The organism is Spirulina sp. CS-785/01 (genome assembly GCF_028330525.1).
Classification (GTDB): Bacteria; Cyanobacteriota; Cyanobacteriia; order Cyanobacteriales; family Spirulinaceae; genus JAQMSD01.
Genome location: NZ_JAQMSD010000036.1, coordinates 19,113 through 33,867, shown reverse-complemented (window position 1 = coordinate 33,867; position 14,755 = coordinate 19,113). Strand labels below are relative to the sequence as shown.

Genomic DNA, 14,755 nt, shown 5'->3' with positions numbered 1-14,755 from the left:
CTGACCGACAGTTCTTCTTAAACTGAGGGTAGCCTTTCTTGCCAGGAATACTCTTTTTGCAATTATCATAGAACCTAGCAATGGCAGAATAAGCTCTCTCAATAGATGCTTGGCACGCGCTAGAGTTTAAGGCTTTAGCAAAAGGAAACTCATCTCTAAGTACCTTGCTGAGGCGATACAAGTCTTTTTGTCCAACTCCTAAATTATCCATCCAAAAACGGATTGCTTTATTGCGGATGAATTGAGCCGTTCGGATGGCCTCATCAATGGCACTGTATTGAGTTGGTTTTCCTTTAGCCTTGAACTCTAAGACGAGCATTTTACGTGAGATAAACCTACACAAAAGTATTATAGCATCAAGTCGCCCTAAAAGGGCGAGGCTTTAGACCCATTATTTTTGGTAAAAATATATAACAACAACCCTTTACGAAAGATTCCCGTCAAGGAGAAGTATGGTGAATGCAGCAGAACAGGCAAGAAGCGTACAACTTACCAGCAAAATTGCTGCGGTGGTCAATCTATTCAAGGCCGAGTTCCCCGATGCTAAAGCGGACTTAAAACCTTGGTGTAATGACCCGGATACCCAAGAATGGGTCGATCCAGAGTCTATTGATATTGGGTTTCATCTGCCAGGGTGGAGTCCTCGCTTTCAAGGACGCAGTATTTTGGTGCAAATTCGCTTTCACGAAGACCCCCTGGAGAAAACCTATCAGTTAATTGGCTTGGAAACCGCAGCCTTTAATCATAATGGGGAGGCTTGGCGATTGTCCACTGTTCACAATTGGGAGTTAGAAGGGGTGTCTCCTCCTAAACCCGATGTGGTGGCCAAAATGCAAAATTTTTGCCGCCAAGTGTTCCTATTATTCCACAGTTGAGGGATCCGATGTCGGGGGACATTGACAGGGGTAGGCGGAAGAATAGGTGGAGTCTCGTTTCCCAAACCACTCATAACGATGATCTCGCACTTGAGCATACACCTGATCCCCCACATCTTTTAAGCCAGGAATACTGCGATAGGCCGCCATCCACAAATCTCCGGTGGGGAGGAGTTCGGCGATTTTTTCCACTGCGTCGCTGCCTTGCCACCGATGGGAGGGGTTTTGGTCTTCGAGGACAATCATTCCCGCGTCCCCGTCTTGGGGGGTAAGGTGGAATTGTGCGAGGGTGCGATCGTCCTGCATGGGAATATAATCGAATAATTCACCGCGATCGAATTGTTCGAGCAGTTGGGTTAAGGTAACACATAGATTACAGTTACCATCATAAATTACGTGATATTTCATAAAATTGAGTATTAAGGATTAATTAATGGAACTAAATTCAGCGTCTCAAGGATGGTTAAGTCAGGTCATTTCCCCCCTACTCAGGGATTATTGTTTATCCCTAATGGCTTTGATTTTAGGGGGAATTATTTTAGATTATACCCAGAGTTTAGGTCAACCCGTTTTCTGGCGTTTAATTTGGCTGTTTCCCCTAGGTCTTTGGGTCTATAGATTGATTTATTTTTATCGCTTTAATTATTATAAACAATTTCTCGTTTTAAAGCAAGAGATAGGGCGATTGAAATTTATCCCCAAACTCTGGATAGGGATTACATTAGGGGTAGTTTTGGTTAACTTCATCAGTGGCTTTTTTCTCTACCCTTATAATTGGGATAGTTTGGCATATCATTTGCCCAGAGTGATGTATTTTATACAGCATCAAAGCACCGATTTTTTTGAGGCAAGTTACTGGCCGCAAGTCATACATCCAGTTTATAGTTCTTATTTAAATATTGCTTTTTATTTCCTAGGAGATGAAAGGCTAATGAATCTTGTGCAATTTTTTGCAGGTTTGGCGGCAAGTTTAGCAGTTGTGGGGATTACTTTAATTTTTACCAATAAAATCATTGTATCTGTATTATCTGCTTGTGTTTTTCTCAACCTCTCCCAAGTGATTTTACAAATGACATCCAATCAAAATGATTTATTAATGGCGAGTGGTTTGGGAATCAGCGTTTATTTTATCTTACTTTGGTTTAGAGACAGGTCTTTAACTCATGCTTTTTTGGCAAGTCTTCCGTTTGCTTTAGCCTTGGGGATGAAAGCCTCCGCTTTACTCTATATTCCCAGTTTATTATTTCTCGTTCTCTTTTTCTTTATTAAAACTAAATCCTTTAAAAAAAGCCAATATTTATTAATTTTGCCGCTTTTAATGCTGATTGTATTTTTGACCTCTGGATATGCCCAAAATTACGCCAAATTTGGGCATCCAGTAGGCAGTGAAGCAGTAATTAAAGAACACGCCTACACAGAAAATTCCTTGCCCCAGAGAGTCCAGTTTGGTCTAGAAAATATGGTGCGCTATAGTTCCCATTTTATTGCCTTAGACGGACTTCCCGGCCACCCTTTAATTGTTAAACTGCATCAAGGCGCAAAACAAGTATTTTTATTTCCCTTTCAGCAAATTGGAATTAATTTAAACAACTCGAATAACTCCAGAGAAGATTTTATTATTGCTCCCCCCTATAGTAGTGAAGATGTTGCCTTTTGGGGACTGTTAGGTGTTCCCATTTGGTTAACGGTATTCAGTAGCCTTTGGTTTAAACCCTTTCGCCCCTTTTTCCCCCTTGCGGTTGCAGCAATTTTGTTTTTTGTCACCCAATCTTTTGCAGGGCCTTATGATCCTTGGAGAGGTCGTTATTTTATCAGTTGTGCGGTGTTTGCGGTCCCCACCACCAGTCCGGTTTGGTCATGGCGGAATAATTGGTTTAACCTGCTTTTAAGCCTCCTCCTCATCATAACGGCTTTGGCTTCCGTTTCTACCCTAGCCTTTCGCTTTAATCGTCCCTTAATTCCTTACGAGGGACAAAAATCGGTGTTACAAATGACACGACTAGAGCAAATGATGGTACATCGAGAGACGCTGTATCAACCTTTCCAACGCATTTACCAATGGTTAGACCGCCATCCTGATTTGCCCCTTTATACGGTGTTACCGGGGGATTTTTACGAATATCCCTTGTTTCGGGGTCATAAGGTGATCCCATTAAATGGCTTTCTTTCAGGATTCCAACCCGCAGAGGTGGAGAGCATTGAGCAAGGTTTATTGTTGTATGACGATCGCATTTATCCCCAACGTCACCCCCAAGATATTCACTTTGGCCAACATTTATGGGGCCAGGTAATCAGTAATCAGTAAACAGTAAACAGTTATTCGTCATCGGCCTCTCGGACAAACCCTCCTGCAATACCCTGACTGGGTTTTCGGAGACGGATATCGGTGTGAGTAACTTCTGGGGTGCAGGGGAGAGGAGCATTCCAGCATCGGTCTTCCGCGACTTGGAAGTTATGGGCCCTCATCCATTTATAATCGGGGTCTGGCGTATAGTAAGTAATATTGTTGATTTCCCGCGTTACAAAGGGGAAGGGGTTGAGGGGTTGGATGGGGGGTGGCCAGGCCCAGTGAGGTTGAAATCCGGGGGGGGTGAGGTACATTTTAATGGGGACGAGGCCGACGAGTAGGAGTAATGCACCGAGAAAGACTCCCACTTGTCGGGGGGAGATAAAATAGCGGAGTGCGAGGGTAAACCCGATGGTGAGAAACACCATGAGAGCGAGGGTGGTGGAGGGTTGTAACCAGAGGTTGACTGTTCCGGCAATGACCCAGAGGGCGAATAAGCGTAAATGCTTTTGCTGGTGACAGTAGTGGGTGAGGAGTAGGGTGGGGATGATGTAAAAGTAACTGATGCCAATGCGTAAGGAGGGACTCCCATAAAACACAAAACTACTGCCTAAAAGTCCTAAGCTGATGAGGTAGAGTTGACCGGGGAGAGAGTAGCGACGGGGTAAGCGCAGTAACCCGCCTAATGCTGCTAAGGTGCAGAGGAGGAGAAAGGTGGCTCGTCTCTCTTGTTGTAGCCAAGGGAGAATCCAGGCTCCGGGTTGGGGGTTGCTGGGTGGGGGTGGGGGACAGGACCAACGGGCGCAGTTTTGGATGCTGTGGGACATTTGCTGGGTGGTTTCTGTGCCGATGGCCCAAGGGAGGGTGTTGAGGCAAAAGAGACTGGAGGGAAAGAGGGGACATCCGGTGGTGAGGAGGGCGGCATCAAGGAGGAGAATGAGGAGCAAACCGCTTCCGGTGCGCCAGGAGAGATGGCGCAAGAGGGGGGTGAGATCGTGGCTGAGGTGGGGTTTCCGGGTGAGGAGGATGAGGAGGAGACTGGTGGCGAGTAAGCTGAGGGGGGAGAGGGGAGTGAAGAAGGAGAGGGTGAGGAGGGAGAGGGTAAGGGGGATTAATCCTAACCAGATGGCCAGAATGGCGCGATCGCTGTTTTTATCCCACACTTGACCGCGATCGAGTCGGTGTAAAATACCTGTGCCAATGGTCCAACAGATGCTCCCTAGAATCAACCAAGCAATGATCAGGAATAGCATATATTAATGGGTAATTGTTTATTGTTTATTGTTGCTTTAACCAATGTTGATAGACTTGTTCAAGGCGTGCGATCGCATTCTCCCACGTTAACCCTTGTACGGCCTGATAACCGTGTTGTGCTATTTTAAGCCGTAAGGTTTCATTGGCCAATAGGGTTTTAACCGCTTCATAGAGATAGGGAGAGGTGGGGGAGTCTAGTAGATAAATCTCCTCTTGATGCTGTCGGCCCACCGCATATCCCACCCGACTGGCCACCACCGCACATCCACAGGCCATGGCCTCTGCGGTGACAAGGCCGAAACTTTCGTATAAGGAGGGGACAATAACAATGGAGAGGGTTTGATAGAGTTGGGCTAATTCCTGTTTATTGGCCACAAAAGGAATAACTTTGATTTGGGATTGTACCGTAGTGGGGAAATAATCGGCTATTCGGAAGTCTTCCCCAACTCCAATTAAGACCAACTGACTATCAGGAAAGTCTTGTAAAATTTGGGGGATATCTTGTTGTATGGTTTTAATCCCTTTACGAGCAATCCAAGACCCACAATAACCAATTACGGGAGGCCGAGTAAAGTCCACGTTTAACCCTAAGTAGTCTTTACTTAACCCAGAGGGAATAGTTAAGACATGATCTGCATCTTGATAGTTTTGTTGTAAAGCATAATGGCGATCGTAATCGGATTGGGTAATAATTCCCTGTACCTCTCGAAAGGCATATTGAAAGAGCAGACTTTGATCCAATTGATACCATTTTTGCGAGGTGTCTTGGAGTTGGGAATATTGCTTCAAGACGGCATTAAACTGATTTTCAATGCCATTAGAATGATGCACTAATAAATATTTATTTTTCCAAAATCGGGATAACACATAAATTGTAAACCAAGCATCTGCCCCGTAAAATTCAATAATATCATAGGATTTTTGCTGTAATTTTTGGAGAGTAAAGGGAAGCATCCCTAATGCGAGACGATAATTATTTGCTCTCCCTCTTAAAAATTGTAAAGGTTCATAATCATCGGGTGCAAAGTTATCAACTTCATGGCCAAATTGTCGTAATCTTTGGGAGAAATTAACAACTACATAACCTGAACCTTGGGATTCATTTAAGGGGCAATTGCTAATAGATAAAATTTTCATTCTTGGGTATATTCTCCTTTTTCTTGAACGGTGTCTGGAAGGTGTTGCGAATAATCTTGTAAATTAGTGATTAACTTCTGAGTTTCTTGGGGATCAACCGCATAAAAAATAACGGTATCCCGTAAGGCAATAACATTGTTCGTAATTTGCCATTCTCCCACCTTTTCCCATTGACTGGGAATGATATTACTTTCATAAATTACAGCAATTTTACTGTTGTGTTTTTGCGCTAATTGTTGTAATATTTTATCGGTCATTTTTTGATTAATAATTAACCCGGTAATTTCATTTGTTCCTAGTCCTGCGACATCTAAAAGTTGCGGATTGCCCAAATAACTTATTGCTCCGATATCATGGGCTACAATTGCTTCTCCTTGATAATATTTTTGCACAAATTGACCCATTTGATATTGTTGTTCATAAATATTTGTAGTTGCTTGTAAAGATTGAGTAAAAGCATTTCTTCCCCGTGACATAAGAGGGGACGTTACAATTAATAGAATTACGGAAAGAGTTGCTATAATTTGGGTCAAAGATAAGTTGAAAATCCTGTTAATTTTGCGAGGGATATAATTGCTTAATGATGTGCTAATGGCCAGCCAATTTAAGGCTATAAAATAGGCTTCATAGCGAAAAAGCCAGCCAATTCTCGCCCATTGAATATGCAGAATGGTTGTAATTAGGGCAATGAGTAATATAATTTGTTTGGAGTCCTTTAAGTGACTTTTTGGGTAGTTTAAAATGAGCAGAGTTAATCCGATGACAATTAACAACCAAATTGCGGGATAGTTAGAGAGAGTAAAAATCAGTTGTCCCCCCAAGAGACTTTTAACTTTTGTCCAGAAATCAAAGTCAAGGGTGGGATTTTTGACTAAGACGGAGTTGGGTAAAAAATAACTCCCATTCAACCAAAAATATACACCAAAAATAGACCAAGCGGTTAAGAGAATAACCAGTAAAGATAGTCCGCGTTTGAGTTGATGAAAAAAGGCAAAGACAGCAGTAGTGGTGGTGATGAGGAGTAGATGTTCATACCGAGTTAAGGCCAAGAGTAAAGTGAGGAATAATAAGAGTTTAAAGGGAGTGTTAGTTTGAGGAGTTTTGAGGACTTTTTGGAGAATATAAACAAAGAGGAAAACCAGCAAAACTTGTAAAGTATGTTCCATTCCCGTAAAGACTAAGGTGGGAAGGGGAGTGATGATAATTAATAAGAGGGTACTACTGATTAAAAACAGGGAATTTTGATTGTATTGCTTGAGATAAAAGTAAAAAACTGTTATAATACCAATGGCAAATATAATATTGAGAATTAACGGCAAAGGTTCAGAAATACCAAAAATTTTATAAGCAAATGCTAAAAGCAATGTCCATAAAATAGAAGAAGATGCGGCAGAAAACTCAAAAGGAGTAACTCCCCAGAGAGAATGTTGTGCCAAATTTTTAGCGATCGCCATATGAATATAAGCATCATCCAAAGCATAAACTAAATGGCCTTGATTTTGTTGTAAAGACTGAATCAGGAATAAAAATAAAATCCCTGCAAAACACAATAAGCTAATCCAGAGTTCCCAGTTTTGCTGAATAAATTGAGTAATTGTTTTTTTCATTGACTTTAACGATTAGACAGCGTAAAATATTAAATATTCCCCCATCTATTATAAACCTTATTGAGCATTTGAGGAAGATAAGTCAAGATATTTTTGTGCTGTCTTAATCGCCAACTATAAGACCCCAAATAACGGAGAAATAAAGCGTAATTTTTTTGAAAATATAAGTTATAGCAAATACTAGAGTATAAACGACTTTCGTACATACTGAGAGGACGACGGGTAATCGTTGCGGCCTCCGCATAATGTTCCACATAGACCCCTAAAATACAGCGACTGCGAAACCCATTAGCATAGAGATAGGCCCCAAATTCCAAAGAACTTTCCCCATACTCATAATCTTCCAACATCCGAAACCCTTGGTCATAAATAGTCCGGGGATAAATCGTTGAACCATCAGCAATTCCCCAATTGTCATTGGGGTTTGTAATACCAATTCCCACCCCAGAGGGACTTAATTGGTTCGCGGTTTCAGCTTGATTATAAAATTCCCCTTCAATATAGCCAATTTCCCCCGTTGTCCAAATGGAATGGGGATCAGATTGGATGGCCTCTAGGCATTTTTTGAGATGATCGGGGGGTAAAATATGGTCATCATCCATAGTGCGGATATGCGTGCCTTGACAAGCGACGGCGGCATGATTACGGTTAGAACATAACCCTCGTAAACTCCCGGTAATGTAGCGACAATCCCAACGGTCTGCAACTGCTTTTGTATCGGTGGCCAAGTCAGGGTCAGAGTTATCAGACACGACAACTTCAAAAGGTTGGACAGATTGCGATCGCACACTTTCTAAACATTCATTTAACGACTCTGGCCGATTCCGTGTCAATAGTGCAATACTTAGACGAATTTTAGAGGTCATGAGAGTTGAGTGAGACGTTCTTGATAAACCGTTAACATTTCCTTGGCTATTCTACTCCAGCGAAACTTCTCCGCAATAGTCTGACAGTCTTGAACCAAAGCATGATACTGGGACTCCTGCAACTGTAACAGGTCAATAAGTTTCTGACTAAATGCGTGAGAGTCCCCCACCCGAACCATTAACGGGACCCGACTCCGTTGCAACATCTCCCTCGGTCCAGGGACATCATACGCAACCGTCGGGATACCCGCGGCCAGTTTCTCCAACACCGCAAACCCAAACCCCTCAATATAACTAGGAAAGGCCCCTACAGTTGCGTTTTCGAGGAGAGAGGGGAGACTGTTGCTATCGTAGGAAGGAATAATTTTAATCCCCTCTGGAGAGAGGTTTAAGTCCTCTAGAACAACATTTGCAGGAGAACCCGTCCCTAAAAAGAGAAATTGGACGTGGGGGACTTTCTCCCTCACTTGTTGAATAATTTGCGGCCAGTCCTTGGACCCCTTCCGCAAACACCAAGTCCCGATAAACACCACTTGGGGAGACTGTAACCGGACTGCGGGAGGTTTACTGGTAGTTTGTAGAGTCGTGAGTCGTTCCTCAGAGAGGCCGAACGGGAAAACAACACATTTGTCTCCGAGTCCTGCTTCTGTCTCCAAATAGTCCTTTTCGTCAGGGTTGGGGAGGTTAATTAAGTCACAATGGTGGTAACTTTGAAAACAATGGGGAATTTCCTTGCGATCGCGCCATGCTAACACCCCATTCACCAACCGAGTTTTCCAACTCTCCGCTTTCCCCTTCCCCACCGTGGACCGACGAAACGCTTCATAGAGAGGATACAACCCCACCGAACGAGTCACCAGCAACCCCGAAAACCCCAAACGGGTCTTAGAACAGGTAATATTACCCTGATGTGCGTCGATAATATCAAAACGGTGTCCTTGGTCTCGGATAAATTGTTCGGCCTTTTCGTGGAAACGGGGACGGGTTAGCGTATTAAAGAGAGAATGTTTGGCCTGAGGAAACGCATCATTAGCATCAAATTTTTCAATATGATGGCCAAGTTTCTCCCATTCTTCAGCCAATTCTAACTGTACCCTAGACCCCCCAAAATTCCGATTGAGGGGAACATGAAGCATTAGCAGGATGTTGAGAGGTCTCATCAGTAAACAGTAAACAGTAAACAGTAAACAGTAATCAGTCACCAGCATCCGAAGGGAACAGGGAACAGGGAATAGGGAACAGGGAGATGTTACCCTTACCCTAAAGAGAAGGTCAGAAACTCATCACAGCAAGGCTTTCAGCCAAATTTAAGCAATTTTTAGTTTCTGGAGAGTCACCAGTACATCACAGGAAGGGGTGGATGTCGTCGAGGGTGAGTCCTAACGCATCTGTAACTTGTTCCGGAGTGAGTCCCATAGAGAGTAAACGAGGGATGGCCTCTTGTTGAGAACGTTCTGCGGCCTCGGCCCGTTGTCGTTCTTGGTCGGCCTGTTGTTGGTCTAAGATAGACTGTTCCCGTCCTGTCAATAAAAGGTTTCCCTGATTATCCCACCATCGCAACCACAAGGAATGCTGGTTTTGATAGTTACCTTCCCATAATCCTAATTCTATCCCTAATGGTTCAATTGGGTAATGGCCTCGGTCATTGGGGGGGAGAGGGTGATAAAACCCGTTAACCAAATGATACATCTCCAACTGTCCCTCACTAACCCAATAAATTCCATAATAGGCAATATGGATGATCTGTTCATACACCCAAAATTTACCCGGTCGTTCTGCTTCTCCTGCATCCACTTGAGATAAAGTTGTTCTATCCCTCTCCTCCTCTCCAGTCCCACTGGCAAATTCTAACGCGATGAGGGGAGAAATGAGTTCTCTCCAGAGGACATAAGACCGACGATGTTGACCGTCTAACAGAGGGGGGACATTAGGGACATAATACCAGTCGGGGGCCTCTGCACCCCGTTGGGGGGGGTCTGTGAGTCGCCAATAAATCCCTGAGTCCTGTCCAATGGCATAATGACCATCAGGGTGTCGTTCTCGTAAGACAAGTCCGAGAGAGTCGGTTAAGAGGATACTTTGGGGATGTTCCTGAAAGTTTTTCACAAATGTTCCATCTTCTTCAGGGAGTTGGGTATGGTCGGGAAACGGTGGGGGGAGGGAAACGGGGTCTATACTTTGCGTCATGGCCGGAATACAACAACACTACAGTTAATTGTGCAGAATTATGCTAAATATTGCCAATTACACCAAAATTTGTGACGAACCGGGGTGACGTAATGACGGAGGACAGTGGTATCTTTAGCATAGCGATCGCGGAATATAAATTCATCATCTCGCCACATAATATACTTATCCTTGGGAAGGGGTTTCGCATTATCTCGATGTAAGGTTAAGTGCATCATGGTCTGTTCCGTGAAATAATTGGGAGGGTCTTGTAAATTCAAAAACCGTTCCATGGCCAAAGACCAGTCGGGTTGATGCTTAAACAGGATAAACCCCCCATTAACCGGGTTATCCCGTTCGGTTTCCTGTAAAATACGGAGATCAAATGCGGGGTCTGCATCAGGGAGATAATAGGACTGAGTATCGTTAGCATTAATAAGTTCCGTTAACTCCCCTCCCCCCGGAAAAAATAACACATCGGAGTCCGTATAAATAGACCCTTTCCCAATGGGAATAGATAAAATAGTAGCTAACTTTTTTCCCATCCCATTAGAGGCCGCATAGTCATAGACTTGTTGAGGCAATTCTTGTCCGATAAAGTCTGGGAGAGGGACAACTTTGAGACAAGCATGGAGTTGATACAAAAATTTCTGTTGCTCTAACGAGTATCCATCGGCAACCACCACATACTTTTCCGGAATCCCCACATATTTAAAAAAACTGCGAATATTAGCCACTTGTTCGGGAAAGTCTCGCGCACAAGAGAGACAATAGACTGAACAGTTCAGTCGGGTAAAATTTTCAATGGGAACTCTTAACCGTTGGTCAATATTCTGCTCATAAAGATGTCGAGCAAGTTTCCCTTTTAATCTAGCACTCCGATACCCAATATTAACCATTTTTATTGAACCTAATTTAACTCAATTTTGTGCTATATTTCTCTTTAACGTACAGCAGTTTTTGTAATTGCTTTTCCCCCAATAAGGCCAGAGCATATTTTATCCACATTATCCCAGACAAGGAGAAAAAACCAAACTCTTTGAAAAGCACTTGCATTTGGTCACAAAATATGCTAGCTCTCCCGTGATTAAAGTTATTTAAGCAGAGACTATACAGACAGTCTCGCGCTTTACTTTTCGTAGTTTTATCTAAATCTTGATCATGATAAACTTGCCAGCATAAATTAAAAGACTCTTGCGCCCAAACGTCCATTTGTCGGGAAGATTTGGTACTTTTATAAATTCGCCAATTGCCAATAATACGAGGCTCAAAATAGAAATTAAACTGATTTAACAAGAGCCTTAAAATAAACTCTTGATCCATACAATGCTTTAAATTAGTATTAATAAAGTGACCCGCCTTAAACACTTTTTGAGTATAAAAAAACGAGTGATTTGTCACCGCAGAATAAGGAATCATATTGGCCACCGTTGCCTCAGTTACGGGATAATCTGCCACAAAGTTTCCCGCTTCATCAATATGTCGCACCAACCCATAAAAAACATCGGCTTCAGGATGGCTTAAAAACGCTTCTGCCACCGCTTTAAAAGTATTAGGTTCATAGGTGTCATCGGAATTTTGCCAGCCAATTAACGCCCCTGTGGCACGTTGAAACCCCTTATTAATTGCGTCCGATTGTCCATTATCTGGTTCACTCACCCAATAAGTCAGAAAAGGGGCATATTTTTGTAAAACTTCCACCGTTCCATCCGTACTCCCCCCATCAATCACAATCACCTCTAAACGAGGATAATTTTGTAATAAAACCGACCGTAACGTTTCCTCTAAAAACTGTCCTTGATTGTAACTAGGAATGACAATACTAATTAAAGGATACTCCCCTTGGGGGGAAACTGGATCACTCCCTTGAGTCCAACCCCACCCCCATTTCTGGGGAGGAGGGGGGGGGAGATCATCAGGAGTTAGGGGGTGGTGGAGGATGGCCATTGCAATAGCTTGTGATACAGTTCAGAATAGCGTTGGACTTTCAATTCTAGAGTATAGTCCTGTTCTACCCTTTCCCGACAAGTTTTCCCCATTTCTCCCCGTAACCCCTCTGCGTGCAATAATTCTACAATTCCCCCACTTAAATCCTGGGCATCTTCAGGGGAGGCGAGGTATCCTGTTTGATAGGATTGCACTAACTCTGGGACTACCCCCACCGCAAAAGACACCACAGGAGTCCCACAAGCGAAACTTTCTTGAATCCCCAGGGGCAAATTATCCAAACGAGTGGGTAAAATAGATATATCGGCAGCACTGTAGGCAATAGCTTTAAGGCGATCGCTGGCCACATAGCCCAAGTGCATCCCCTCCATTCCCACCTCCTCTGCAATTTCCTCTCCCCCATGGCCAAACATCAATAACGCTGTAAGGCTGATCTGGCGTGGGTTTTGGGGGTTGCTTTTTTGGGTAAAATAGGGTAATTTAGGGGTATATTGCGCGAAGGACTGGAGGTGCTTGCAAAATGCTCTGAGCGTCCTTGTCTGGTGCGGGTTGTAGCGTCTGCCCTGTGATAACCTTTGATTGCCGTTAGGCGTTGATCACTAACAGCGTGAACCATGCAAATTACAATTAATCTTCCCGAAGAAATCGGACAAGAATTAGAAGCCAAACTCGGAAACTTATCTCAACAAATGTTAGAAGCATTAGCCGTAGAATCTTACCGTAAAGGGGTTTTGACTTCGGCTCAGGTTCAATCCTTACTGAACCTTCCCTCCCGTTGGGAAACAGAAGCCTTTTTACAGCGTTCTCAAGCCTACTTAAACTACACAGAAACAGATTTTGAGAAAGATATTAACACCCTAAATTATGTCTTATCTGAATGATTGTTGTTGCTGATACATCCCCGCTCTGTTATCTGGTTTTAATAGGTGAAATCAATTTACTTCTTTCATTATTTCAGGAGGTTACAATTCCGCAAGCAGTATTCTGTGAACTTCAGGCAGAAGGCGCACCTGATGAAGTCAGAGCTTGGATTAATGAGCAACCTAACTGGATCAAAATTAGCACAATTACACCTATTGAAGACCCTAGTTTGAACTCATTGCACCAAGGAGAACGAGAAGCCATTATTTTAGCTGAAGAAATTAAAGCTAACCTCATCATCCTTGATGAAAAAGCAGCTAGAACGATAGCCAAAGAGCGAGGACTAAAAGTGGTTGGACTATTGGGAATTCTGGGTCAAGCAGCGCAGCAAAAAATAATTGATTTTCCAACAGCTATAAACCGTTTGCAATCAACCAATTTCCGCATTGCCCCTTCCCTATTAACGTCACTTTTAGACAAATATCAAAATTCTTCTGAGTGAGAGCTTTAGCTCTTAGAGAAGTCCTAAAGGACTAACTACGAACTGGCCGGAGAAGAATCAGACTGGTGGGATTACAGGGCTTTAATATTAGACACTATCAAGTATTAATTGTGAACTTTTGTAACAAAAATCGAGATTTTCTGGAAAGCGGCAAGAATTTTGCCGAGTTCGGTGTGTAGGCTAAACCTGTATTCCACTTAAACTCGGCAATGTCACGCCATCTCGAACGCTTATTACATCTCGATCAACAACTGCGCTCAAGGAGTCGGCAAACTTGTGAGACACTGGCCGACGCTCTAGAAGTCAGTCCGCGCACCGTTCGCAGCGATCTAAACTTTTTGCGCGATCGCTTCTCTGCTCCCCTAGAATGGAGTAAAACCCACGGATGGTACTATACCGACACCGACTGGCGACTCCCTAGTATTTCCTTGAGTCAAGGGGAACTCTTTGCACTCACCCTAGGTGCAAGGATGCTGGAAGCCTACGCAGGATCGGCACATGAAGGACTGTTACAATCTGCGATCGCGCGATTATCCGAACGACTCCCTGAACCCGTCGCCATCAACCTCCACCAACTAGCCCAAGAGCGAGTACAATTCCGGGCTGGAGGAGAAATCATCCTCGATCCGCAAATTTGGACAGACTTAATCCAAGCCTGTACCCAATCCCAACAAGTTTGGATGCGCTATTATTCCCCCAAAAGCGATGAAACCTCAGAACGAACCATCGATCCTTACGTTTTGGACGTTTATCGAGGCAGTAATCCCTATTTGTGGGCTTATTGTCACTTACGGCAGGAAATACGCTCCTTTCGAGTCGATCGCATCCGTGAACTGGTGGTGACTTCAGAACCCTTTGAGCGCGATCCCGATTTTGACCTAAAAACCGTTCTAGGCGACAGTTTTCAATACCAAGTGGGAGGTGATCCCGTGGATGTCGCCATCTGGTTTGACGAACCCACTGCTCGTTATATCACAGAACGTAAGTGGCATTCCTCCCAACGGATTGAAACCCACTGCGATCGTTCCATTACCCTACACCTGAAAGTCACTGGCCTCGAAGATGTAAAGCGGTGGGTGTTGGGATATGGCCGCGGTGCAGTGGTGCAACACCCCCCAGAATTAGTCGCTTTGATGCGTGAAGAAGCAGCAATCTTGAACGAACAGTATCGGTTAGGAGTAGAGACACAGTGAAAAACATCATGTATCATCAAAAGAGAACGTCCTTTGATGCTGCGAAAGATAGAAGTCAAC

Annotated in this window: 15 protein-coding genes and 1 pseudogene; 5 read left to right on the top strand and 11 right to left on the bottom strand. The window is 43.7% G+C overall.

Annotated elements, in window-relative coordinates; translation table 11 throughout:
• Positions 1-319: pseudogene (locus PN462_RS01700) on the bottom strand (RNA-guided endonuclease TnpB family protein); the annotation flags it as partial.
• Between the two features lie 136 nt (positions 320-455).
• Between PN462_RS01700 and PN462_RS01695 the strand changes: the two are divergent.
• Positions 456-875 carry a hypothetical protein gene (locus PN462_RS01695; protein WP_443029037.1) on the top strand — a complete coding sequence of 140 codons (420 nt, stop codon included), beginning with the start codon at positions 456-458 and terminating at the stop codon, positions 873-875.
• Here the strand turns inward: PN462_RS01695 and PN462_RS01690 are convergent.
• Positions 861-1,283 (bottom strand): thiol-disulfide oxidoreductase DCC family protein, encoded by a 423-nt coding sequence (locus PN462_RS01690; protein ID WP_272126145.1) that lies wholly within the window; start codon positions 1,281-1,283, stop codon positions 861-863. The genes PN462_RS01695 and PN462_RS01690 overlap by 15 nt on opposite strands.
• Positions 1,284-1,308: 25 nt before the next feature.
• Here PN462_RS01690 and PN462_RS01685 point away from each other — a divergent pair, with 25 nt between their 5' ends.
• A complete protein-coding gene (locus PN462_RS01685; protein WP_272126144.1) occupies positions 1,309-3,180 on the top strand; it encodes a hypothetical protein in 1,872 nt (623 codons plus the stop codon).
• Between the two features lie 11 nt (positions 3,181-3,191).
• Here PN462_RS01685 and PN462_RS01680 read toward each other — a convergent pair whose 3' ends face one another.
• From PN462_RS01680 to PN462_RS01640, 9 genes are all read right to left on the bottom strand, one after another.
• The gene (locus tag PN462_RS01680; RefSeq protein ID WP_272126143.1) at positions 3,192-4,415 is read right to left on the bottom strand and encodes a hypothetical protein; all 1,224 of its coding nucleotides are present in this window, start codon (positions 4,413-4,415) and stop codon (positions 3,192-3,194) included.
• A gap of 25 nt (positions 4,416-4,440) precedes the next feature.
• Positions 4,441-5,553, bottom strand: coding sequence for a glycosyltransferase family 4 protein (locus PN462_RS01675; protein WP_272126142.1), 1,113 nt, complete (start codon positions 5,551-5,553; stop codon positions 4,441-4,443).
• Positions 5,550-7,160: a hypothetical protein gene (locus PN462_RS01670; protein ID WP_272126141.1), complete on the bottom strand. Its 1,611-nt coding sequence runs from the start codon at positions 7,158-7,160 to the stop codon at positions 5,550-5,552. Before PN462_RS01670 ends, PN462_RS01675 begins: the two co-directional genes overlap by 4 nt.
• Positions 7,161-7,189: 29 nt before the next feature.
• A complete protein-coding gene (locus tag PN462_RS01665) occupies positions 7,190-8,026 on the bottom strand; it encodes a glycosyltransferase family 2 protein (RefSeq protein ID WP_272126140.1) in 837 nt (278 codons plus the stop codon).
• Positions 8,023-9,162 carry a glycosyltransferase family 4 protein gene (locus tag PN462_RS01660; RefSeq protein WP_272126138.1) on the bottom strand — a complete coding sequence of 380 codons (1,140 nt, stop codon included), beginning with the start codon at positions 9,160-9,162 and terminating at the stop codon, positions 8,023-8,025. The genes PN462_RS01665 and PN462_RS01660 overlap by 4 nt, the downstream gene beginning before the upstream one ends.
• Positions 9,163-9,370: 208 nt before the next feature.
• On the bottom strand, positions 9,371-10,213 hold the full coding sequence (locus PN462_RS01655) for a Uma2 family endonuclease (RefSeq protein ID WP_272126137.1): 843 nt from the start codon (positions 10,211-10,213) through the stop codon (positions 9,371-9,373).
• 38 nt (positions 10,214-10,251) lie between these two features.
• A complete protein-coding gene (locus tag PN462_RS01650; RefSeq protein ID WP_272126136.1) occupies positions 10,252-11,091 on the bottom strand; it encodes a hypothetical protein in 840 nt (279 codons plus the stop codon).
• Positions 11,092-11,107: 16 nt separating this feature from the next.
• Positions 11,108-12,139: a glycosyltransferase family 2 protein gene (locus PN462_RS01645; protein WP_272126134.1), complete on the bottom strand. Its 1,032-nt coding sequence runs from the start codon at positions 12,137-12,139 to the stop codon at positions 11,108-11,110.
• Positions 12,115-12,552 (bottom strand): glycosyltransferase, encoded by a 438-nt coding sequence (locus tag PN462_RS01640; protein ID WP_272126132.1) that lies wholly within the window; start codon positions 12,550-12,552, stop codon positions 12,115-12,117. The genes PN462_RS01645 and PN462_RS01640 overlap by 25 nt, the downstream gene beginning before the upstream one ends.
• Positions 12,553-12,753: 201 nt before the next feature.
• On the opposite strand from PN462_RS01640, the gene PN462_RS01635 reads away from it, so the two are divergent.
• The 3 genes from PN462_RS01635 (at position 12,754) to PN462_RS01625 (ending at position 14,695) form a co-directional block, all read left to right on the top strand.
• On the top strand, positions 12,754-13,020 hold the full coding sequence (locus PN462_RS01635; protein ID WP_272126131.1) for a UPF0175 family protein: 267 nt from the start codon (positions 12,754-12,756) through the stop codon (positions 13,018-13,020).
• Positions 13,017-13,502 (top strand): DUF3368 domain-containing protein, encoded by a 486-nt coding sequence (locus PN462_RS01630; RefSeq protein WP_272126130.1) that lies wholly within the window; start codon positions 13,017-13,019, stop codon positions 13,500-13,502. Before PN462_RS01635 ends, PN462_RS01630 begins: the two co-directional genes overlap by 4 nt.
• Before the next feature lie 209 nt (positions 13,503-13,711).
• Positions 13,712-14,695 carry a helix-turn-helix transcriptional regulator gene (locus PN462_RS01625; protein WP_272126129.1) on the top strand — a complete coding sequence of 328 codons (984 nt, stop codon included), beginning with the start codon at positions 13,712-13,714 and terminating at the stop codon, positions 14,693-14,695.
• Positions 14,696-14,755: the final 60 nt, after the last annotated feature.